The organism is Mesorhizobium sp. P2_E9 (genome assembly GCF_056403815.1).
Genome location: NZ_JBFUET010000002.1, coordinates 38693 through 61979, shown reverse-complemented (window position 1 = coordinate 61979; position 23287 = coordinate 38693). Strand labels below are relative to the sequence as shown.

Genomic DNA, 23287 nt, shown 5'->3' with positions numbered 1-23287 from the left:
CAAAAACCGGGCCTGCGGGGGGTTCAGGTAGCCGGTTTCTGTGGCAGTGGCGAGATCGGCATTCCGGGCCCGATCTTCTGCAGATTGCCTGTGATCACCTGGTCGCCTTCCGAGACGCCGCTCAGGATGGCCACCAGGTCGCCGCTGGTCGGGCCGAGCGAGACCAGCCGCTGGTCGACCGTGTTGCCCTTGCCGACGACATAGAGATATTTGCCGAGCTGGCTCGAACCCAGCGCCGTCTGCGGCACCATCAGCGCGTCGGGCTGCTGCCTGATATGCAGCCGCACGCGAACATACTGGCCAGGCATCAGCATGAACTTGGCGTTGCCGATGGTGGCGCGTGCCGTGATGGTGCCGGTCGAGTGGTCAACCGTGTTGTCGATGAAGGTGAGTTCGCCCTTCTGGCTGGACTCGGTCTCACCGGGAAGCAGGACCTCGACCTCGATCGGACCGGCCGCGCGGGCCTGCTCGATCTCGGTCAGATCCGTCTCGCTCGGATTGAAGGTGACATAGATCGGGTCGAGCTGCACCAGCGTGTTGAGCACCGTGCCGGCGACGCTGACCAGCGTTCCGACCGAAGCCTGGTTGCGGCCCAGGCGCCCGGTGAACGGTGCATGGATCTCGGCATAGCTCAGATTGAGCTCGGCCGTGCGCACGGCCGCCTGGTTGAGAGCCAGCGACGCCTGCGCTTCACGCAAGGTGCTGGTGCGCTGGTCGAAGCTGTCCTTGTCCAGGTAACCGCTCTTGGCGAGTTCGGTGCCGCGGCCGAGATTGGACCGCGCATAGTCGAGCGTCGCGGTATCGCGCTGGACCTGGGCTCTCGCCTGGTCGAGCGCGGCCTGGAAGTCGTCAGGCGAGATCTTGTAGAGAAGGTCGCCCTGGCGGATATCGGCGCCGTCTTGCGCCGTCTGCTCCTGCAGATAGCCAGGCACGCGTGCTTGCAGCGTGACGCTGCGGATCGGCTCGATGCGGGCGGCATAGTCGAGATAGATCGGGATCGTCTTCTTGATGACGCTTGCCACCGGCACAGGCATGACGAATGCCGCTGGAGCCGGCGTCGCCGCTCCAGCCGTGCCGGCGCTGAGCCTGAGGTTGCCCATGTCAAGCAGGTGGACGCTGGCCACCGAGATCGCGCCTAGCGCGACAGCCGTTCCTAAAGCGATTTTCCATTTACGCATAATTAGTCTCCAATCTTATTCAGCCGCTTCCGCCAGGGGAGGGAAGGCGGGTTCGGCAGTTGGTTCAGTATGTTTGGAGGAGGCGGGTTCGCCGCTTTCGCGGCGCTCCCGCAGTTGTTCGATAACCGCGTAGAAGACCGGCACGAACACCAGCGACAGGATGGTCGCGGCAACCATGCCACCGAACACGGTGGTGCCGATCGACTGCCGGCTTGCCGCACCGGCGCCCGTCGCGAACATCAGCGGCAGCACGCCGAGGATGAAGGCGAAGGCCGTCATCAGGATCGGCCGGAGTCTCAGCCGCGCGGCTTCCATCGCCGCCTCGACGATGCTGAGACCTTCCTCGCGCCGTCGTCTTGCAAACTCGACGATCAGGATGGCGTTCTTCGCAGCCAGGCCGATCAGCATGACGAAGCCGATCTGCGAATAGACGTCGATCTGCATGCCGCGCACCCAGAGAGCCGCGAACGCGCCAAACAGTGCGAGTGGCACCGCCAGCAGCACCATGAACGGCATCGCCCAGCTCTCGTACTGCGCCGCCAGGATCAGGAAGACGAAGACGATGGCGAGACCGAAGACGACGGACGCGATCGATCCTGCCTTGAGTTCCTGGAAGGTGATGCCGGTCCATTCGAAACCGAAATCCCTGGGCAAGGCAGTGGCTGCGGCCCGTTCCATGGCAGCGACGGCCTGGCCCGAGGAGAAGCCCGGTGCGGCGCCACCATTGATCGAGGCGGAGGCGTTGTTGTTGTAGTGCGGCACGGTTTCCGGACCGACGAAGGGCACCAGTTTGCCCAGTGTGCTGAGCGGCACCATGCCGCCAGACGCATTGCGCACATAGAGCCGTGAGATGTCGGCGGCGCCGGCACGTGCATCCTTGTCGGCCTGTATGGTCACCCGGAAAGTGCGGCCGAACAGGTTGAAGTCGTTGACGTAGAGCGAGCCGAGATAGATCTGCAACGTGTTGAAGACATCGGGCAGATTGAGGCCAAGGAGCTTCGCCTTGCTGCGGTCGAGGTCGTAGTTGAACTGCGGCGTCGAGGTCGAGAACGGCGAGAACAACTGCTGCGGATTGATTTCCGGCTGCTTGCGCGCCTCGGCGATCACGGCTTGCGTCGCGTCGTTGAGGGCCGTGCTGCCGCGACCGGTGAGATCCTCGACGACGAATTCGAAGCCGCCCGTGGTCCCGATACCCGGTATCGAAGGCGGATCGAAACTCAACGCGAAGGCTTCCGGTATCTGCAACAGCTTGCCGCGCACGTCGGCAACCAGCTTCGATGCGCTCTGGTCGGGAGTACGCTCCTCCCAGGGCTTCAAAATGGCAAACTCGACCGCCGAGTTCGACTGCGCGGCACTGGTCAGGAAGTTCAGGCCGCTGATCGAGCCGACAATGTCGACGCCGGGCGTCGCCTGCAGGATGTCGCGCGCCTTCTGCGCCACCGCGTCTGTGCGCTCCAGCGAGGCACCGTCGGGCAACTGGATGACGACGAAGAAATAACCCTGGTCCTCGACCGGGAGGAAGGTCGAGGGCAGCTTCTGCCAGACGAAATAGGTGGCAACCAGCCCGGCCGCGAACAGACCGAGCATGATCCAGCGCAAGCGGATGAGAATGCGCACGCCATGGGCGTAGGCATGCGACAGCTTGTCGAAACCTGTATTGAACCAGCGGAACAGCACGAACTGCGTCTCGCCGCGATGGCGCAGGAAGGCGGCGCTGAGTGCGGGGCTGAGCGTCAGCGAATTGAAGGCGGATATACCGACCGAAATCGCCACCGTCAGCGCGAACTGGTTGTAGAGCTTGCCGGAAACGCCGGGAATGAAGGCGACCGGCACGAACACCGCCATCAGCACGGCGGTGGTGGCGATGATCGGGCCGGTGACTTCGGCCATGGCGGCCCTGGTCGCCGCCAGCGGTTTCAACCCGGCCTCGAGCTGTCGTTCGACGTTCTCGACCACCACGATGGCATCGTCGACGACAAGGCCGATCGCCAGCACCATGCCGAGCAGGGAAAGCATGTTGAGCGAGAAGCCCATCATCTCCATGACGACGAGCGTCGCCACCAGCGACACCGGAATGGCGATGGTCGGGATGATGGTCGTGCGCCAGCTCTGCAGGAAGACGAACACCACGGCGACGACGAGTACCAGGGCTTCGCCGAGCGTGATCAGCACGTCATGCATCGATGCCGAGACGAAGCGCGTCGTATCATAGTGCATGGCATAGGAGACGCCCTTCGGGAAACGGGCCGACAGCTCCTGCATCTTGTCCTTGACGCGCTGTTGAAGGTCGAGCGCGTTGGAACCGGGCATCTGGTAGACGGCGAGCACCACCGTCGGGTCCTTGCCGAAGAAGGCCGACGACGAATACTGCAGGGCGCCGAGCTCGATGCGGGCGACGTCGCGCAGCCGCACCAGCGAGCCGGTGTCGGTGTTGGCGCGCACCACGATGTCACCGAATTCCTTCGGGTCGCTCAGGCGGCCAACGGCGTTGACCTGCATTTCGAAGGCGGTGCCGGCGGGAGCCGGCGACTGGCCGATCTTGCCGGCGGCCACCTGGACGTTCTGTTCGGCGATGGCATTCTGGACGTCGACGGCGGTGATGCCGAGATTGGCGAGCTTGTCCGGGTCTAGCCAGATGCGCATCGAATAGCGCCGTTCGCCGAAGATCTGCACGTCGCCGACGCCTTGCAGCCGCTTCAGCGGATCGACGACCTGCAGATAGGCAAGGTTCGAGAGCGCCACCGGATCAATGGACTTGTCGGGCGAGGTGAGGTTGACGATCAGGACGAAGTTCGGGTTCTGCTTCTTGATCGTCACGCCGCCCTGGTTGACGATCGCCGGCAGCGACGAGGCCGCCTGCGAGACGCGATTCTGGACGTCGACGGCAGCGGTGCTCAGGGAATAGCCGACATCGAAGGTGATGGTGATGGTTGAGGAGCCGTCATTGGAGCTCGTCGACGACATGTAGGTCATGCCCTGCACGCCGTTGATCTGCTGCTCCAGTGGCGTCGTCACCGTATCGGCCACGACCTGCGCGCTGGCGCCCGGATAGTGGGCGCTGACCACGACCTGGGGCGGCGTGATGTCGGGAAACTGCGAGACCGGCAGCAGGAAATAACAAATCGTCCCGGCGAGCACCATGATGATGGCGATCGCCGAGGCGAAGATCGGACGGTGGATGAAAAAATTTACCACGACACACATGCCTCGCCGGCTGCTCTTGCCCGCCCGAAGGCGCTGGCAACCCTGGACAACTGGCCGTGCCCGTCACGGGAGGCTTCCCGTGACCGCAGCAACGGCACCTCGCGACGTTGCCCATCGGCGAGCGAGCGAAGCATCTTCTCGAAGGCGCGGGGGTCGACCCCATCTGCTTTCATGACCAGCCGGATCATCGGATCCCGGACGGCCTCATCTATGGTAAGATCGCGGCGCTGTGGCATTGGCCGGCTCCCTGTCTGTCGATTCGCAGCCCATGCTCGCGAACCGTTTTTCATCTTTTCACCGGCCGGAGCCGCATGAACCGCAGTTTTTCGCTCATTCCGATCTGACAGGACCAGTTCACGGCCTTGTTATTGACGGAAGGCGACATAGGTGTTACCAGTAAGTAACATCTGCATAGTTACAGACCGGTAACACCCTAGTCAAGAGGTGGCCGTGGTTTTTAGGAAACGAAAGGAGATCATGATGACAGACGGCGTCGTGGAGCGCTCACGTCCCCGGGATCGAATCCTGGAGACAGCGCGTGACATGTTCCACAAGCACGGCATCAAGGGTGTCGGCGTCGATGCCATCACCGAAGCTGCCGGCACGAACAAGATGACGCTCTATCGTCACTTCGAATCCAAGGACGACCTGATCGTCGAGTGTCTGCGCGCCACGGCGTCCAAGGCCGGCGCGATGTGGGAAGCGTTCGAGGCCGAGTTTCCGGGTGACAAGCTCGCCCAACTGCATGCCTGGATCCGCATGGCCGCTGATTGCCTGACGGCTGACGGCCGCGGCTGCGACATGGCCAATGCCGCTGCTGAGCTGACCGAGCCTGACCATCCAGCCAGACGCGTCATCAAGGAGATCAAAGAGGCCCAGCGCGATCGCCTTGTAACGATGTGCCGGGATGCGGGCATCGGTCAGGCTGAGCTTCTCGCCGATACGCTGTCGCTACTGCTTGAAGGCGCGCGCGTCAGCGTGCAGACCGTGGGCACCGAAGGGCCTAGCACGCAGTTCGTGCGCATGGCCGAAGGGCTGATCGTTTCCTTCCGGGGCACTGCCGCCGGTTGAATTGAACCACTGCTGACGCGCCATTCCATCGTGCGGTCAAGCGCGATGCGTGGCGCGCTTTGGCGCCGGCAATACGGCTATTTCTCCCGTTTGAACGAAAAAAGCCCGCTGCCGGGAGGAGGTGGCAGCGGGCTCGATTTCGAATGTGGCGCGGGAGGAGGTGCACCCCATTCAGCGTCGGCATCGCATCTGGGAGGAGTAGATGGCCGACAACCAGAAGCTACGAGTTGCCCAATGATTCGGCAACAATGAATTGTGCATAGCAGCTGTGCAGATTTGCCGTGTCAATTATCCTACAAATGCGGGAAAGCGGCTTTGCCTAGCCCATTCCGCCTCATTGCACCGGCACGTTTTCCCTGAAGATCAGGCGCGGCTCGATGAATTTTCGCGTCAGGTAGGGCGCCGATGAGGCGATGGAGCCGAGCAGGCGGATGACCGACTGTTCGGCGATCAGCCTGGCATTCTGGTCGATGACGACGTCGGCGAGATCGTCGACGAGGTAACCGCGCGTCTCCCTCGTCAGGTCGTGGCAGATGAACACCGGCTTGCGATTGGGCCTGGCTTCCCGGATGGCTTTCGCAACGCCGGAGCGTCCGGCGCCGACGCAATAGATGCCGAGCAGTTCCGGCTCGTTGTGCAGCGCCTTCATGGTCTCGGCATAGCTGGCATCCGGTTCGTCGTTGATCTCGACGGCGCTGCTGACGGTCAGGTTGGGAAACTCTTCGCCAAGCACTGAGCGAAAACCCATTTCACGTTCCTCATGACCGCGATAGGAGCGTGAGCCCACGACCATCGCCAGGTGGCCCTCGCGACCACCGAGGAAGCGTCCCATCAAAAGTGCGGCCGTCCGGCCCGCCACCCGATTGTCTATGCCGACATAGGCCGAGCGGGGAGTGGCCGGAATGTCGGAGACCAGCGTCACCAGGCGGATGCCGGCCTCGACAATGTCGCGCAGGATGTTGCGGGTCCGGGGATGGTCGACGGCGATGACCCCGACGCCATTGGCCCTCAGCGACAGGTTTTCGACGGCGCTCTGCAGCGCGTTCGGCGAGATGCCGGCGAGGTTGTGGATCCGGCAGGAAGCGACCAGCGGCAAGCGCGATGCATAGTCCTCGATGTGCCTTGCCAGATCCTGCATGAAGGCGTTGCTGCCGATCGGCAGGAAGAATTCGAGGTTGGCGGGCTTCGAGGGAAGCGTCACCTGGTCGGCGACCGGCAGATAGCCAAGCTGCTTGGCTGCCTCCATGACGCGCTGCCGGTTGGCCGCACTGGCGCCGGGCCTGTTGTTGAGCACCCTGTCGACCGTCGCGGTCGAGAGCCCGCAATTCCTGGCGATGTCGGAGACGGTGGCCTTCATGCCGCAACCCTATGCGCCGATGCGATGACGCGCCAGACAAGCGATGGGATCTGATGGGCGGGTGATCGACACCCATCACCACGATACGCGTTCGGCTGCTGCGACAAGACGGCGTCCGCCCGTCCTCAGTGCGACGGCTTGCCGTCGGCGACGGCGTCGCGGATTTCCTTGTCCGACATGCCGGTGATGATCCGTTCGACTTCCGTCACATTTGTCTTCTTCGGGTCGATATCGTCGGCGACCACCTTGCCCCGGCGCATGACCACGATGCGATCGACCACCTGAAAGACATGGTGGATGTTGTGCGCGATGAAGATGCAGGAATGGCCGGAATCGCGGGCGCTGCGCACGAAGCTCAGCACGCCTTGTGTTTCGGCGACGCCGAGATTGTTGGTCGGCTCGTCGAGGATGATTAGGTCGCTGTCGAAATGCATGGCGCGCGCGATCGCCACCGCTTGGCGCTCGCCGCCGGACAGCGAGCCGATCGGCGTCGTCGGCGGAATGTTCTTCGAGATGCCGACCTGTTTGAGCAGGTCGCGGGCGACAGTGTTCATCGTTTCCTGGTCCATGCGGTTGAGGAAACGCGGCGGCTTGATCGGCTCGCGCCCGAGGAAAAGATTGCGCGCGATCGAGAGTTGCGTGACCAGCGCCGAGTCCTGGTAGATCGTCTCGATACCATGGGCGATGGCGTCGCTGGTGCTGCGCAGGCTGACCTTCTTGCCGCGGATGAAGATGTCGCCGCTGGTCAGCGGCACGGCGCCCGACAAGACCTTGATCAGCGTCGACTTGCCGGCGCCGTTGTCGCCGAGCAGGCCGACGATCTCGCGCTCATTGACATGGAAATTGGCATCCTCCAGCGCCTGCACGCGGCCATAGGACTTGCGGATGTTCTGCATGCGGATCAATGGCTCGGCCATGGTTCAAGTCCCTGCCTGATGCCGGCGTTCCAGCCATGAGTGGAGCGCCATCATGCCAAGGATGATCGCGCCGATGAAGATGTTGTAGGCGAGGCCCGGCACGCCGATCAGCACGATGCCGTTGCGCATCACGCGCAGGATCAGGATGCCGAGCACGGTGCCGATGATGGTGCCGCGCCCGCCGGTCAGCGCCGTGCCGCCGATCACCACCATGGCGATGACTTCGAGCTCGTAGCCGGTGCCGCTGTTGGGGTTGGCGGCGGAGGTGCGCAGCGAGGAGATCACGCCGGCCAGCGAGGCCATGACCGACGACAGCACGAACAAGCCGATCTTGACGCGGTTGACATTGACGCCGCGGGCGCGCGCCGCGTTGGGATTGCCGCCCGCCGCCTGGATCCAGTTGCCGGTCCGGCTCTGTGTCAAGACATAACCGAGCGCGATCGCCGCGGCGATGAACCAGAACAGCGACATGTAGATGCGGAACGGCCCGATGAAGAAGTCGCCGACCAGCGCTTCCGCCAGCCAGCTGCCCTCGGCACTCCAGGTGCGCTGCGGAAAACCGTCGGTGATGAAAAGGGCACTGCCGCGCACCACCAGCAGCATGCCGAGCGTCACCAGGAAGGACGGGATCTTGAGCTGCGTGACGAACCAGCCATTGACCAGGCCGATCAAGGCGGCAACCACCAGCGCGACGACGAAGCCCATCTCCAGCGAGGTGACGCCGGCATTGAACAGTGTCCACATCAGCACCGGCGAAAAGCCGAACAGGGAACCGACGGAAAGGTCGAATTCGCCTGACGTCATCAGCAAGGTCATCGCCAGCGCGATCAGGCCGAGCTCGACAGTGAAGGCCAGCGTGTTGGAGATGTTCTGCGGCGACAGGAAGTCGTGGTTGAAGCCCCAGAAAACGCCGATCTCGACGACGAGCAGCACGAAGGGGCCGAATTCAGGCCGCGCGATCAGGCGTTGGACAAGCGAATGATTTTCCACTGATAACCCGCGACATTGTGGGAAATGGCTGACACCTGCGTCGGATCCGGCGAGGCTCGGCGAAGGGACAAGGCAGTCGCGACCGTGGATAGGGTCGCGACTGTCTGGGTCTGGGGTGTTACTTGCCGGACAGGATCTTGTCGTAGACCTGCGCGGTGTCCTTTTGATAGAGCGCGCCGGTGATGACGTTGAAGCCCGGAGGAATGCCTGATGCGGCCATGTTGGCGAGCGACAGCGCGACATAGCTGGTCGCCTGCGGGTCCTGCCACTGGCCGGCATTGACGTAGCCGTTCAGCACTTCCTGGGTGGTGTCGAGCGAATTGCCCCAGCCGACGACCGGGATTTCGCCCGGCTTGACGCCAACCTGGTCGAACACCCGCTTGATCGAGCCGGTGACGAGGTCGCCGAGGCCGATGATGGCGTTGACCTTGCCCTTGTGGGCGGTGAGGTAGTCGACCATGCGGTTGATGACTTCGGCCTGGTCGAGCGTCGCTTCGGTGACTTCATAGGTGATGCCGAGCGGTCCGAAGACGCTCTTGATGCCTTCCTCTTCCTGGACGCCATAGGTGGCGCCGGGGACCTCGACCGGCATCCAGACGAAGTCGCCCTTCTTCACTAGGCCCTTGTCGACCAGATATTGCGCCCAATGCTTGCCGAAGGTGACGTTGTCGCCGCCGACATAGGCGTTGAAATTGGCTTTTGGGTCGGGCGTGTTGAAGTTGATGATCGGGATGTTGGCGGCGCGGGCTTCCTTGACGATCTCGACAAGGCTGCCCGGATCGGGGCTGGTGGTGACGATACCGTCGGCCTTGGCCGAGAGCGCGGCGCGAACCGCTTCTTGCTGCGAGGCGACGTCGCCATTGTGGAACGAGGTGTTGACGGTGTTGCCGGTGTCCTTGGCCCATTGCTTGACGCCGGCCAGGAAGTAGGTCCAGACCGGATCGGCCGGGCCGCCATGTGAAATCCAGTAGAACGTCTTGGCCTGCGCCGCTGCCGGAATGAGCGTCAGCGCGACCAGCAGGCCGTAGAGCACAAGTCTTAGTCTTGTCAGCATTTGATTTCCTCCCGGTTGAAGATGATCCGTCCCGTGTTCCGGCATCGGCCGGATTGCGTCTTTTGCCAGCGCCGCTCGGATGCCTCAGAGCATTCCCTTTTCGACGGATGGCAAGCCTCCATCTGCAGATGTAGTTGGCGCCTGAGGCGGCGCCATCAGCAGACCCATCAGATTGCATCAGTTGGGGTGATTTTTCCGGCCAGCCGGATGATTGGCCTCGAGGCTCAGCCGAGCGGATTGTCCCGGGCGCGATCGGCGCGCAGATCGCGCCACAGCCTGACCAGCCGGTCGACCGCGAGGGCAAGCACGACCAGGGCACCGGTGGCGAAGGCGGCCCAGATGGCATCCACGCCAAGCAAGGTCATGGCGCTCAGTATCGTCTGCAGGACCAGCATGCCGATCGCGGCACCGATGACGCTGCCGTTGCCGCCTGAAAGCGATGTGCCGCCAATGATGGCCGCCGCGATCGCCAGCAGTGCGAACGTGCCGCCGTCACCGGGGGCAATGGCGCCCTGGGCGCCGACATGGATCACACCGGCCAGCCCCGCCATTGCCCCCATCAGCACCAGCGTCAGCACCCTGACCTTGCCTGTTGGAATGCCGGCATAGGCGGCAGCCCGCGGATTGCTGCCCACGGCCTGGACCCGGTAGCCGAAGCGGGTGCGGTGAAGCACGACATGCATCGCCAGCGCCAGCATGATGAAGATGATGCCCGCCGCCGGCACCATGACGAACGCCTTGCCCGACAGCGTGGCCAGAACATCAGCGCCCGGCGGCGCGATTGTCTGGCCCTTGCCGGCGACCAGCGACAGGCCCTGGATCATCCACCATGTGCCGAGCGTCACCAGCAGAGCCGGCAGGCGCAGCGCGATCACCAGCAGGCCGTTGATCAGGCCAAGGCCGGCGCCAACTGCAACACCCGCCAGCGCGGCAAGCCAGGGGTCCACTCCGGCAACCATCAGCAAGGCGGTGGAGGTCGCCGCGAGATGGAACACCGCACCGGCCGACAGGTCGATTTCGCGCGTGGCGAGCACGTACACCATGCCGATCGCCAGCAGGCCGGGCAGGGCGGCCTGGCCCAACAGCGACAGCAGATTGGCCGGTTCGAGGAAAGCGGGGCTCAGCCAACCCAGCATCGAGACCAACACGGCGAGGGCAACGACAGCACCGGTCTCGGCCGGCAGCCGAATACGGCGTCCAGGTCGACGGTTCGCGGAGCCGGCAAGCAGCGGCGCGGTATCGGTCCTGGTCATGCTGCACGCTCCCGGCTGGTTTGTCGGTTTTCGTCCGCAGGCTTGCCCGCCGTGATCAGCTTCAGAAGCCCGCCCACATCCATGTCGTCGCCGGCGATTTCGCCGGCCAGCCTGCCCTGGTGCAATGCCAGGATGCGATCGCAGAGCCCGGTCAGTTCGGACAGTTCGTTGGAATGCAGCAGCACGATGCAGCCGCTGGCCGCCATTTGGCGGATCAAGGCGTAGATCTCTTGCTTGCCGCCGATATCGATGCCGCGGGCCGGCTCGTCGAGCAGCACCATCTGCGGGCCGATTTCCAGCCATTTGGCGATGATCACCTTCTGCTGGCCACCGGCCGAAAGCGAGCCCGCCGGCATCTCAGGCGTGCTCCTGATGCGCAGCGCCTCGATCTGCCGCGCGGCGCGGCCGAGCGCTGCTTGGGGCGAATACCAGCGCGACCCCCAGTCGCGTGCCCCGACGACGACGTTCGCCATGTTGAAGGCGATCGACTTGTCGGGCATCAGCCCGTTGCCGCGATCGCCCGAAATCATGCAGATGTTGCGCCGCGCCGCTTCCGTCTGTGTCTTCGGCAAGCCGTCGCCATCGGGAAAACGCACCTTGCCCTGGCGCGGTTTGCGCAGCCCGAACAAAAGGGCAAGCAGGTCCGGCGCTCCGGGGCCGGCAAGCCCGACAATCTCGCCCGCGCGGGCCGTGAAGCCGATCCCATTCAGTCTGCCGCCGCTGAGCCCGTCGATTGTGACCTGCGGCCTCAGCGTGCCGGCGAGTGTCGGCAGGGCCCTGAGCGGCAGCGGGAACAGCGATTGGCGCAACTGGCCGATCATCGCTTCCTCGGAAGCCGTCAGCTCCTGCCGCGCCTTTGACAGTACGTCGCGGCCGTTGCGGATCACCGTCAGCTGGTCGGCGATGGCAAGCGCGTCCCCCAGCCGGTTCGACACGTAAAGCATGCTCATGCCCCTGGCTTTCAGCCCCCGCAGCACCGCGAACAGCCGCTCGCCCTGGCGTAGGTCGAGCGCCGAATTCGGGTCGTCAAGGATGAGCAGCCTCGGGTTTTCCAGAAGCGCGCGGGCGATCGCGACCAACTGCCGTTCGCCAGGCTGGAGATCGCCGAGCGGCGCATGGACATCGACATCGAGACCAAGCTGGCGAAGCAGATCACGGCTGCGTGCCTCCATTTCGCGCCGCGAGATCAGCCCGTTGTGGACCGGTTCGCGGTTGACGAACAGGTTGGCCAACACCGGGCGCTCGGCAAACAGCCCCGGTTGTTGCAGGACCACACCAATGCCGAGCTTCCGCGCCGCATTGGGGTTGTCGATCGTCGCAGGCTTGCCGTCAAATTCGATGACGCCACGGTCTGGCCGGACAATGCCCGCCAGCACTTTCGTCAGCGTCGATTTGCCGGCGCCGCTGTCGCCGACCAGTGCGTTGATCGAGCCGCGCTCGACCATAAGGTTCATGTCTTCGAGCACAACCGTGCCGCCAAAGCGTTTGGCGATGGTGCGCGCGAACAGGATCGGCGAATCGGACATCGGAACGGCCCCCCGACCGCACCGCGATCTTGAAGCGGATTGCGTCCGCCGTCACTGGGATTCCGCATAAAATTGTGTTGATTGCGGCCGTTTCGGACAGATTCTAGATAAGATCAGCCTTCGCCAGGTCGCGCATGAGATGGCTGGCGCCGTAGGTCCAGTGCGGGCAATCGGGCGACAGCCGCACGCGGTTGACCAGCGCACCGAATTTTTCCGACGAGATGGTGACGATGTCGCCGACCTTGTGCGTGAAACCCTTGCCCTTTTCGCCGCGGTCCTTAGACGGCACGAACATGGTGCCGAGATAGAGCGCCAGCCCGTCCGGATATTGGTGGTGCGGCCCCATCGCGGCGGCAACCAGCTCTTCCGGCGAACGGCTGATCTCGGCCATCGAGCTTGCGCCCTCCAGCGAGAACCCGTCATCGCCCTCGACCTTCAGGCGCACGACGGCCTGCTTCACGTCGTCGATCGAGAACGTGTCGTCGAACAGGCGGATGAACGGGCCAAGCGACGCGGAGGCATTGTTGTCCTTGGCCTTGCCGAGCAGCAGCGCCGAACGCCCTTCGACGTCGCGCAGATTGACGTCGTTGCCGATGGTGGCGCCGACGATCCTGCCGCTTGAGGCGGCGATCAGGGCGATTTCGGGCTCCGGATTGTTCCAGGTCGACACCGGGTGAAGGCCGACATCGGCGCCGAAGCCGACCGAGGCCATCGGCTGGCACTTGGTGAAGATCTCGGCATCGGGACCGATGCCCACTTCCAGATATTGCGACCAGGCGCCACGGGCGATGAGTTTGGCCTTGATCTCCATCGCTTCCGGCGAACCGGGCTTGAGCTTCGACAGGTCGTGGCCGATCAGCCCGGCAATATCGGCGCGGATGGCGTCCGCCTTTTCCGCCGAGCCGCGCGCCTGTTCCTCGATCACCCGCTCGAGCAGGCTGACGACGAAGGTCACGCCTGATGCCTTGACCGCCTGCAGGTCGACCGGGGAGAGCAGATACGGCTTTGCCGGATCGCGCCTGGCCTGAAAACTGTTGGCCGCGATGTCATCGAGCGAGCCGATCGGCTTGCCCGTGGCCGAGCGCACATGCCCTGCCGGATCGGCCATCTCGCAGACATCACGCACGGTCGGCGCCGCGCTCGAGGTGATGTCGAAGACGGTGCCGTCGCGCACCGTGACCACCAAAGGATGGGGCGCGGCCCGTGATCGAGCACGGCCGAGAAAGACACCATCGTCAGGCAGAAACATCGTGTTCGTCATTATTCTCTATCTCTTGTCAGAAGGCAGGATGGTTCAATGTTGTAAGGTGTGCACGGTCTCTTCAAGTCGGTTCGCTCTGAGGCGGCATGTGCTGGAGCGACAGACGCTCAATGGAAAAGGCCTATGCCACCATTTCCTTGCGCCACAAGCCACTCCCGATTCGACGCTACAGCTCATCCCAGCGTAGACGCAAACGCCCGCTTGTCGATCCGCCTTGTTCCAGTGTGGTAAGGCCGCTGCCGTGGTGGGCGTCCACTGGATGTGAAACGGGTTCGAAGCAGAAGAAGTCGGCGTCTCGTGCCGGCGAATAGAGAACGAAGACATTCAGCGATGGCGATGCCTCGACCGTGACGACGATGGCGTCATCCGGCTGAACGATCGAGGCGCGCCCATTCCAGCCTTCGAAGGCATTGTTGACCCAGGCGTCAGGAAGCGGCGCAACGAGCGAAAAATCCCAGTCCGGGCGGGAGGCGAGCGGCACAACCCCCGTCGGCAGATGGCGTTCGTCCTCCAGCCAGACCCTTTGCGCCGATGCCTGGAGCAAAGTGCGCGGGCGGCGCGGAAACCAGGGATGGAAGCCGAGCCCGTAGGGGAGGCGGATAGCGGCTCGGTTCTCGACGGTCAGGACGGCAGACAGCGCGCCATCTTCCAGCGCGTAGCGGATGCTTGCATGGTAGCGATAGGGTCCGATCGCCCCGTTCTCCAGAACCAGCTCCATTTCAGTGCCGGTTCGTCGTGTCAGCCGCCACGGCCTTTGAAAACCGTCGCCATGGAGCGGGAACGACTCGCCTTCGACATTGGGTTCGAGCGGATGGAAGCGCCCGTCGAACTCGAAGCCGCCGCCGGAAATACGGTTCGACCACGGAATCAGCAGTTGAGCGCCGAACGTCAGCAGGCCCGTCGATGGCTTGATGAGGGGCGTCGGCGCCCGGCCCGGGCGTAGCGCGTCGTAGCGCAGGATGGCGGCGCCCTCGCGAGGGCTCACCACCAGGCTTGCGCGCCCGTCAACAAGTTCGGCCACATCACTGTTTGTCATCGACGGAAGGCCACCGCTACCAGCCACCATCGACGCTGATGTTCTGGCCGCTGATCATGTCCGCGGCCGGGGAGACAAGGAACAGCACGAGATCGGCGACATGCCGCGGCTCGATACGGCGCTTAAGGCTTTGGTTGGTCAGGATCCAATCATTGTATTCCTTGAGCCGCTCTCCGAAAACGCGCTGCTCTGCTTCGGAAACGACGGCGCCCGGCGACACCGCGTTCACGGTGATGCCGTGCGGTCCCAATTCCCGCGCCAGCGACTTGGTGAGACCAAGCATGGCACCCTTCGAGGCTACATAAGGCACGTAACCCTCCCAGCGGCCATTCAGCGTCACTGAACAGAAATTGACTATCCTCCCGTGGCCCTTCTTCTTCATGCCAGGAGCGCAGGCGCGCACCAAGGCGAAGGCGGCTGAGGAGTTCACGCGAATCTGGTCCTCGTATTCTGCGAGCGAAAATTCCTCGAACGGACGGTTGATGATAAGCGCTGCGTTGTTGATCAGGATGTCGATCGCGCCTTCTTCGTCGGCGAGCGCATTGATCGTCGTTTCGGCTTCGGCCAACTGGTTCAGGTCGCAACCGACATAGACGATCGCACCCTTGTTTGCCGCCGCCAATTCCGCCGCGATGCCGGGCCCTTCGGCATTCTCCGGTCGGTCAAGCAAGAGCACGCGCGCGCCGGCGCGGGCAAGTGCGGCAGCCTGGGCGCGGCCGAGCGAACCCAGACCACCGGTCAGGAGCACAACCTTGCCGGAAAGATTCGTCATCGCTATTCCCCGCTTCTAAAGCACGCCGTGGACTTCATCGATGGAGGTTTCCTCGATGCGCTTGTCGAGCACGACCTCGCCGCGCGCCATCGCGACCACGCGATCACAGCAGTCAAAAACGTGATGCATGTTGTGGCTGATGAAAATGCCGGTAACCCCTTGTGCCTTCAGTCCACGTACAAAGCCGATAACCTTGCTGGTCTCCTTGACCGAAAGGTGATTGGTCGGCTCGTCGAGGATCATCACCTTCGACTTGAAATGCATGGCGCGCGCGATGGCGACGCCCTGCCGCTGGCCGCCTGACAGTTCGCCGACCAATGCGTCGGGCGAGCGCAGGTGCAGGTCGACATCGGCAATCGCCTTGATGCTTTCGCTAGCCATTTTCTTCTGATCAAGGATGCCGACACCGAATACGGAAAACCGCGTCGGCTCGCGGCCGATAAACAGGTTCCTGGCGATCGACATGGTGGGAACCATCGAATTGTACTGGTAGATAGTCTCGATCCCGAGGTTCATCGCGTCGCGTGGCCTGGCGATGCGCACAGGTTTGCCGTCGACCAGGATCTCGCCCTCATCGGCGGTATGGACGCCGGACAGGATGTTGATGAGCGTCGATTTGCCGGCACCATTGTCACCGACCAGCCCGAGCGCTTCGCCCCGCTTCAGATCGAGGCTCACGCCCTTCAGCGCATGGACGCCGGAATACCATTTGTGAAGATTGCGGACGGAGATGATTGCGTCTTCCATGCCTCAGCCCTCCATCTTGATCGCCTTGGCGCGCTTGCGCATCCAGGCATTGGCGACGACGGCGAAGATGGTCAGGAAGCCGATCGCGAATTTGAACCAGTTCGCGTCAACGTGGGAGAGCACAAGCCCGTTGTCGATGATGCGGATGAGGATCGTGCCGATGATGCCGCCAGCGACCGTACCGATGCCGCCTGCGAGCGAAGCACCGCCGATGACCGCCGAGGCGACCGCCTGGAGTTCCAGACCCTCGCCGATGGAAGGCAAAGGGGAGCCCAGCCTCAGCACTTGCAACATGCCGGCGAAACCGGACAGCATCGAGCAAAGCATGAAGCATGCGAGTTTCACCCTTGCGGTCGGGATGCCCATCGAGGCGGCAGCGGGATGGAAGCCGCCGGTGGCCTTTATCCAGTTGCCGAAATTGGTCCGGGAAAGCATCAGCGATGTCAGCACGGCAATTCCGACAAACCACACGAACGACATGCGGAACATATGGCCGGGGCCGACAAACGAGGTGAACAGCCAGTTCGGTAGATCGACAGGAAGCAAGGGTGGAAACCCGCCCGAGACGACGATCGTCAGTGACCGGGCGATGAAAAGCATGCCGAGCGTGGTGATGAAGCTCGGGATCTCGAACCAGATCGTCACATAGCCGTTGATGAATCCAATCACCGCGCAGACGACAAGTCCGGCCAGCAAGGCAAGGGGGAAAGGGATCCCCTCGACCATGAGGACGGCCATGCACATCGGCATCAGCGCGAACACCGATCCAACCGACAGGTCGAACTCGCCGCTGATCATCAGGATTGTGACGCCGATGGCGACGAGGCCCGTCTCAGGCAGAATGCCGAGTATGCCACGAAGGTTGTCCTGATTGAGGAACACGCCATCCGAGCGGATCTCGAAAATCACCACCAGAAGCGCCAGCAGGATCAGTCCCGCCAGTTCCGGCTTTTCCAGATAGGTCTTGAAGAGGCGTTTCAAGGCAGGCTCCAGGAATTCGAGGCAAGGGACCGCCCGGCGATGTAAACGCCGCCGGGCGGACACATGGCGCGTAGGCTTAGCGCAGGCCTTGCGCGGAAAGTGTCATGATCGCATCGGCCTGGTCCGGGCGCACGATCCCTTGGCCCGTATCGATGTCGGATGGTGCCAGGCCGACCTTCTTGTTCAGATAGGCCTCCATCACCGGCATGAAGCCCTGCATGTAGGGCTGCTGGTCGACCAGGGCCTGGACGTAGCCCTTCTGCATTTGTTGCAGAACTTCCGGCACCAGGTCGAAGCCGCCAAGCAGGACCTTGCCGGGCGCGACGCCGCGATCCTGCAGCGACCGCGCAACGCCGGCGCACCAGAAGCCGGTGTCGAAGTAGGCGGTGGTGTCAGGATGCGCGTTGAGATAGGCGCCGACACGATCGGACGTGACCGCGAGATCCGTTCCGCTGTCGATCCGCTCCCAGGAAACCTGGCGATCGGGATGGGCCGCCTTGTACTCCTCCAGGAATTGCATCACACCCGCGCCGCGGCTTTCCGACCAGTTTTGGCCCGGCGCCGAAATGCCGACCAGAACCTTGATCGGCCCATCCTTCGGGAAGCTCTCGGAAATTGCCTTGCCCAGCGAATAGCCCGCCGGCTTGAACCCTTGCCCTATGAAGGCCTGCCGTGCATTGCCCTTGGCGCCTTCGGTGTCATCGACGTTGACGGCAATCACCAACACACCGGCATCTCGCGCTTCCTTGATGACGTCGTCGAACGCCTTGTTGTCGACGATCGAGGTCAGCAGGGCATCCGGCTTGGCGGCAAGGGCGGCGCGCATGTTGGCGAGTTGCTGCTCGACCGAACCTTCGGTCTGGGTGAAGATCATGTTGCACTTGGCCTCGACCTTGCCGCAGGCATCGTCAAAGCCCTTCTTCACCGCTTGCCAGAACGTGTTCGAGGCCGACGAATGGTGCGTAAAGACGATGTTGAGCCCGTCGGCGCTGGCGACGGAAGGCCCGGCGAGCAGCGTCGTCGCGAGCAAAAGCGTTGCAGTCAGTCGTTTCATTTCTATTCCTCCCGTTGAGTGTGTTTCAGATGTCCGTCTTGTCGGAGACACGGCGATGGACGGTGTAGGCCCGACCGAGGTCGGGATTGAGTTCCAGCCCGAGGCCCGGGCCGGGCGGCACGGTGATCATGCCGTCCTTGACTTCCGGTAGCGCGGTCACGAGGTCGCGGTACCAGGTCCGGTAGAATGCCCGCACACTCTCCTGTACGAGCGCGTTGGGCGCGTTGAGGGACAAATGCGTGGACGCCGCCAGCACCACCGGCCCGGTGCAGTCGTGCGGGGCGACCGGCAAGTGCCAGGCCTCCGCCATCGCGGCGATCTTGCGTGCTTCGGAAAGCCCGCCGCACCAGGAAATGTCCAGCATGACGATGCCTGCGGCACCAGTCTCCAGAAGATCGCGGAATGCCCAGCGACTGCCCAAGGTTTCCGATGCCGAGATCGGCGCCGGGCTCGCGGCCTCATAGCGCTTGAGGTCGGCGAGGCTGTCCATCCGGATCGGATCCTCATGCCAGTATGTGCCATAGGGTCCGAGCGCTTTGGCGATCTTGATCGCCGGCAGGAGCTGCCACATGGAGTGGAATTCGACCATGATGTCGATCTTGTCGCCGACAGCTTTGCGGATCTTCTCGAAGGGCTGCAGCGCGGCTTTGAGGTCGGTGGCGGTAATGTCTTGCCCCCGGCTTTTCTCGGCGGCATGGTCGAAAGGCCAGATCTTCATGGCCGTGGTGCCGTCCTCGAGCAGCTCCGCCGCCAATTCGTCGGCGCGGTGGAGAAATCCGTTCAGGTCGTCGTAGCCTTGCCTCGTGCCGAGACCATAATTTGCGGTTGTCTGCCCCTTGCCGTCCTTGATGTATTCGGTACCGGCGCAGGTGTTGTAGGTGCGGATCGACTGCCGCGAAAAGCCTCCCAGGAGCTGCGCAATCGGCTGGTTCATGGCCTTGCCGAAAATATCCCAGAGCGCGATGTCGAAGGCGGAATTGCCGCGGACTTCGACCCCGCTCGAGCGGAAACCCAGATAGCCAACCAGGTCCGCGGAAAGCAGATCGATCTGCAATGGATCGCGGCCGATGACGCGGGGCGCGACATATTCATGGACATATTCTTCGACCGTGCGGGCCAGGAAAAAGGTCTCGCCAAGGCCGGTGATGCCCTCGTCGGTATGCACCTCGATCCAGAGCAGGTTGGGCCGCTCTTCGATGCGAATGGTCTCAAGCGCCCGGATTTTCATGCGATCCCCGCGTCGATCAGTGCCTTGACGCTTTTGTCGAAATGCGCGGCCATATGTTCGGCGGCGAGTTGCGGGTTCCCCGCGATGATCGCCTGAGCAATATCTCCGTGACCCTCGATCATCTTGATCTGTGCTTCCTCGGAAGAGCGTGTGCGCCAGCCGATCACCCAGGTGCGTCGCGTGACGCCGCTGAAGGCGGTGATGATCAACGAAAACACCGGGTTGTGAGAGGCTCGTGCGATCGCTTCATGGAATGCGATGTCGTGCTCCATGACGATCTCGGGCGCACGGTAGTTCTCGCGCATCAGCCGGGCGTATCCTTGTATTTCAGCCGCCTCCACGTCGGTCCGCCGGAGTGCGGCGAGCGCCACCGTGCGCATTTCGATGGTACGGCGCACATCATAGACCTGCTGGATGGTGATCTGTTCGGTGGTGACGCCATGCTCGATCACCATCGACATGGCGCCAATGTCGAGTTTGGCGACGCTGGCGCGACGTCCGGCGCTCATGTCGATCAGGCGCATCGCCGACAGTGATCGAAACGCCTCCCGCACCACTGTCCGCGAGACGCTGAGCTTGCGGGTCATGTCGGCTTCACTGGGCAAGAGGTCGCCAGGGCCAAGGCCTTCAACGCGGATGTGTTGGGTGATGGCCTGAATGGCGGCACTCACCAAACCGGGATTTGTCTCCTCAGGTCCCATGCTGCGATCGCTCACCATTTACCCCAAACCTGTATGACATGTTTTCTTGAAATGTGTATATCTTTGTGAAATCTTGTCTGTCAATAGCGGTTGACAGCGCGACAGTCGGGAAGGGAAAAGGGTGGTGGATAGCGGAGAAAAACAGCCGGGCTTCGTGTTTGATGCCCAGGATATTGTCGGTGAGAGCCTGGTCTGGGACGAGAGCAGGAAGATGCTGGCCTGGGTGGATATCATCGGGCGACGCATCCACCGGCTCGATCCGGCCACTCTCGATCACGAGAGCTGGCAGACACCGGACTTCGCAACCTCGATTGGCCTGCGCAGGGATGGTGGCGCGATCGTCGGGCTGCGAAAGGACGTTGCACTGTGGGATTTCGGAGAAACCTTCAGGACGCTCGCGACGATCGAACCGGACAGCCCTGACACACGGTTGAATGAGGGGGTGGTCGCCCCGGACGGCTCATTCTGGGTCGGCACCATGGAAAACAACATCGGCGCCGACGATCTTCCACGCGACATCTCGCGAGATGCGGGGCGGATCTATCGAGTCGACACTGCCGGCATTGTCGAGGCGCTCAGCGCCGATCGCTTCGGCATCACCAACACGATGGTCTGGACGGCGGATGATGCCTTCATCACGGCAGACACGACCAAGAACCGGATTTTCCGCTATCACTGGGACAGGGTGCAATCGCGAATAACCGGCAGGCGTCTTTTCTTCTCGGGCTTTCCACGCGGTTTGCCGGACGGGTCGTGCATGGATGCAGAGGGCTATGTCTGGAATTGTCGCGTCGCAGGGGGTGGCTGCCTGGTCCGTATTTCACCTGACGGAGTTCTGGACAAGGTGGTGGAACTGCCCTGCAGCTGGCCGACGAGCTGTGCTTTCGGTGGCGAGAATTTCGATATCCTTTTCGTCACTTCGGCGCGGTTTACCATGAGCAAGAGATATCTGCAGGCGAACCCGCAGGAGGGCGGGCTGTTCGCAGTGCGCGCAGGCGTTCGAGGCACACCGACCAAACGGTTCGGATGAGATAACCCAGCTGACGCGGCTGAGAACGGCAGGCTTAGCAGGTCGGCTACGGCTTTTTCGACCATTCCGGGCAAAGCCACAAGCGTTCTGGCGGTCGCCGGAGCGCTGACGGCAACAATTCATGAAAGCCGGATTCCGCTTGACAGTTTCATGAATATGAAAAAGTCTTGGCCAATTTCAAATTCCCGGTGAGCAGGTCGATGTCGACCCTAGTTGCTGCAGCAGAGGTGCCCGAGGCCCGGTCTTCGTCGGGTTTCCGGCTCGCCATGCTGCTGCCGGGCGCACTGGTCACCTTCCTGCTCATCCTGTTTGCACTTGGCCTGGTGCTGTTCCTCGCCTTCCGCGGCAATGACGGCTCGCTGCTCGGCGTTGGGCTGACCGTCGAAAACTTCGCCACCGTGGTCACCGATCCGCTCTACTGGACGGTGACTTTGCGCTCGCTGATCATTGCCGGCCTGGTGACGCTGGCGACCGTCGTCACCGCCTATCCCGTCGCCTACTATCTCGCCTTCCATGCCGGGCGGCGGCGTAGCCTGCTGTTGTTCCTGGTGACGCTGCCGTTCTGGACCAGCTATCTCCTGCGCGTCTTCGCCTGGAAAATCGTGCTCGCCTACAACGGCGTCTTGAACTCGGCGCTGATCGAAAGCGGCATCTGGTCCCAGCCGACATTGGCCTTCTTGAACACGCCGGCGGCGGTGGTCGTCACGCTCGCGCATGCCTACGCGCCGTTCGCCATCCTGCCCATCTATGTGGCGCTGGACACCATCCCGAAATCGCTGCTCGAGGCTGCCTCCGATCTCGGCGCGCGACCGTCCACAGCGTTCCGCCGCGTTGTGCTGCCGAACTCCATGCCGGGCGTGCTGGCGGCGGCCCTCGTCGTCTTCGTGCCGACGGTCGGCGACTATGTCACCCCGGCAATGGTCGGCGGCCCGACCAGCACCATGATCGGCTCGCTGATCCAGTCGCAATTCGGCAAGGCCAATGACTGGCCGTTCGGCGCCGCCCTTTCGGTTTGCGTCATGCTGGTCATCCTCGTCGTGGTCCTGGTCGCGCGCGGCGCCGACCGCAGATTTGGCAGCCGCACATGAAAGCGGAACGCACCGGCACGAAACGCGATGGCCGCTGGCTCGGCCTCTACGTGCTTGCCTATCTGGTGTTTCTCTATCTGCCGGTCCTGCTGATCCCGCTGTTTTCCTTCAACGATTCCATCCAGGCTGCGTTTCCGCTGCAAGGCTTCACGCTGCAATGGTACGAGACGCTCTACGGCAATCCGGCGCTGTCGGGCGCGCTCGCCAACAGTCTCGTCATCGCCGCCATCGCCGCCTCCGGTGCCACGCTGTGCGGCATCACCGTGTCCTATATGGACCTCTATGGCCGCTCGCCATTGGCCGCGACCATCAGCGCCATCGCCCGGCTGCCGATCCTTATTCCCGGCGTCATTGTCGGCATATCGCTTTTGATTCTGGTCAACCTCATCGGCCTCGGACCATCGCGTGTCGCCATCGTGCTCGGCCATATACTGGTGGCGCTGCCGACCACCGTGGTGATCATGCGCAGCCGTTTCGCCGCCATCCCCAGGACGGTTCGCGAGGCGGCGCTCGACCTCGGCGCCTCCGACTGGACGACGTTCCGGCGCGTCATGCTGCCGCTCAGCCTGCCGGCCGTGCTCTCGGCCTTCATGCTCGCGTTCCTGATCTCGTTCGACGAATTCATCGTCGTCTTCTTCCTCGCTGGGACCGAGCCGACGCTGCCGCTCTACATGTGGAGCCAGCTGCGCTTTCCCCGATCGCTGCCGACCGTCATGGCGCTCGGGACGGTGATCCTGGCCGTATCCTTCTTCATCGCCGGTACAGCTGAGCTCCTGCGTCATCGCGGGCTTGGCGCGGCGCGCCGCAATACAGCCTGACCACAACAATGAGAGGAGAAC

20 protein-coding genes are annotated in these 23287 nt (G+C 63.0%); 4 read left to right on the top strand and 16 right to left on the bottom strand.

The features are described from left to right. Positions 1–23 precede the first annotated feature (23 nt). Complete coding sequence (locus AC1D05_RS03590) at positions 24–1178, bottom strand: efflux RND transporter periplasmic adaptor subunit (protein WP_477438267.1); 1155 nt, start codon at positions 1176–1178, stop codon at positions 24–26. Positions 1179–1193: 15 nt separating this feature from the next. Further along, the gene (locus AC1D05_RS03585) at positions 1194–4373 is read right to left on the bottom strand and encodes an efflux RND transporter permease subunit (protein ID WP_477438265.1); all 3180 of its coding nucleotides are present in this window, start codon (positions 4371–4373) and stop codon (positions 1194–1196) included. Positions 4374–4862: 489 nt separating this feature from the next. On the opposite strand from AC1D05_RS03585, the gene AC1D05_RS03580 reads away from it, so the two are divergent. Further along, on the top strand, positions 4863–5453 hold the full coding sequence (locus AC1D05_RS03580; RefSeq protein ID WP_477438263.1) for a TetR/AcrR family transcriptional regulator: 591 nt from the start codon (positions 4863–4865) through the stop codon (positions 5451–5453). A 334-nt stretch (positions 5454–5787) separates the two neighbouring features. On the opposite strand, the gene AC1D05_RS03575 is transcribed toward AC1D05_RS03580, so the two are convergent. From AC1D05_RS03575 to AC1D05_RS03510, 14 genes are all read right to left on the bottom strand, one after another. Further along, entirely contained in the window at positions 5788–6810 is a 1023-nt protein-coding gene (locus AC1D05_RS03575; protein WP_477438261.1) for a LacI family DNA-binding transcriptional regulator, read from the bottom strand. A 125-nt stretch (positions 6811–6935) separates the two neighbouring features. Next, positions 6936–7727 carry an ATP-binding cassette domain-containing protein gene (locus tag AC1D05_RS03570; RefSeq protein ID WP_477438259.1) on the bottom strand — a complete coding sequence of 264 codons (792 nt, stop codon included), beginning with the start codon at positions 7725–7727 and terminating at the stop codon, positions 6936–6938. A 3-nt stretch (positions 7728–7730) separates the two neighbouring features. Next, entirely contained in the window at positions 7731–8717 is a 987-nt protein-coding gene (locus AC1D05_RS03565) for an ABC transporter permease (protein ID WP_477438258.1), read from the bottom strand. A gap of 118 nt (positions 8718–8835) precedes the next feature. Next, positions 8836–9771, bottom strand: coding sequence for a substrate-binding domain-containing protein (locus AC1D05_RS03560; RefSeq protein ID WP_477438256.1), 936 nt, complete (start codon positions 9769–9771; stop codon positions 8836–8838). 224 nt (positions 9772–9995) lie between these two features. Beyond that, a complete protein-coding gene (locus AC1D05_RS03555) occupies positions 9996–11024 on the bottom strand; it encodes an ABC transporter permease (RefSeq protein WP_477438254.1) in 1029 nt (342 codons plus the stop codon). Next, the gene (locus AC1D05_RS03550; RefSeq protein ID WP_477438252.1) at positions 11021–12550 is read right to left on the bottom strand and encodes a sugar ABC transporter ATP-binding protein; all 1530 of its coding nucleotides are present in this window, start codon (positions 12548–12550) and stop codon (positions 11021–11023) included. Before AC1D05_RS03550 ends, AC1D05_RS03555 begins: the two co-directional genes overlap by 4 nt. Positions 12551–12653: 103 nt before the next feature. Further along, positions 12654–13811 (bottom strand): fumarylacetoacetate hydrolase family protein, encoded by a 1158-nt coding sequence (locus AC1D05_RS03545; RefSeq protein WP_477438250.1) that lies wholly within the window; start codon positions 13809–13811, stop codon positions 12654–12656. A 166-nt stretch (positions 13812–13977) separates the two neighbouring features. Further along, a complete protein-coding gene (locus tag AC1D05_RS03540) occupies positions 13978–14877 on the bottom strand; it encodes an aldose 1-epimerase (protein ID WP_477438248.1) in 900 nt (299 codons plus the stop codon). Next, entirely contained in the window at positions 14864–15619 is a 756-nt protein-coding gene (locus AC1D05_RS03535) for an SDR family oxidoreductase (RefSeq protein WP_477438246.1), read from the bottom strand. Before AC1D05_RS03535 ends, AC1D05_RS03540 begins: the two co-directional genes overlap by 14 nt. A gap of 15 nt (positions 15620–15634) precedes the next feature. Beyond that, positions 15635–16366, bottom strand: coding sequence for an ATP-binding cassette domain-containing protein (locus AC1D05_RS03530; protein ID WP_477438244.1), 732 nt, complete (start codon positions 16364–16366; stop codon positions 15635–15637). Positions 16367–16369: 3 nt separating this feature from the next. Further along, a complete protein-coding gene (locus AC1D05_RS03525) occupies positions 16370–17347 on the bottom strand; it encodes an ABC transporter permease (RefSeq protein ID WP_477438242.1) in 978 nt (325 codons plus the stop codon). Positions 17348–17423: 76 nt separating this feature from the next. Continuing rightward, a complete protein-coding gene (locus AC1D05_RS03520; RefSeq protein ID WP_477438240.1) occupies positions 17424–18401 on the bottom strand; it encodes a substrate-binding domain-containing protein in 978 nt (325 codons plus the stop codon). A gap of 25 nt (positions 18402–18426) precedes the next feature. Next, on the bottom strand, positions 18427–19629 hold the full coding sequence (locus tag AC1D05_RS03515) for a mandelate racemase/muconate lactonizing enzyme family protein (RefSeq protein ID WP_477438238.1): 1203 nt from the start codon (positions 19627–19629) through the stop codon (positions 18427–18429). Further along, on the bottom strand, positions 19626–20348 hold the full coding sequence (locus AC1D05_RS03510) for a FadR/GntR family transcriptional regulator (protein WP_477438236.1): 723 nt from the start codon (positions 20346–20348) through the stop codon (positions 19626–19628). The genes AC1D05_RS03515 and AC1D05_RS03510 overlap by 4 nt, the downstream gene beginning before the upstream one ends. Before the next feature lie 106 nt (positions 20349–20454). On the opposite strand from AC1D05_RS03510, the gene AC1D05_RS03505 reads away from it, so the two are divergent. The 3 genes from AC1D05_RS03505 (at position 20455) to AC1D05_RS03495 (ending at position 23266) form a co-directional block, all read left to right on the top strand. Continuing rightward, entirely contained in the window at positions 20455–21360 is a 906-nt protein-coding gene (locus AC1D05_RS03505) for an SMP-30/gluconolactonase/LRE family protein (protein WP_477438234.1), read from the top strand. Positions 21361–21560: 200 nt separating this feature from the next. After that, positions 21561–22448 carry an ABC transporter permease gene (locus AC1D05_RS03500; protein WP_477438232.1) on the top strand — a complete coding sequence of 296 codons (888 nt, stop codon included), beginning with the start codon at positions 21561–21563 and terminating at the stop codon, positions 22446–22448. Beyond that, positions 22445–23266, top strand: coding sequence for an ABC transporter permease (locus AC1D05_RS03495; RefSeq protein WP_477438230.1), 822 nt, complete (start codon positions 22445–22447; stop codon positions 23264–23266). Before AC1D05_RS03500 ends, AC1D05_RS03495 begins: the two co-directional genes overlap by 4 nt. Positions 23267–23287: the final 21 nt, after the last annotated feature.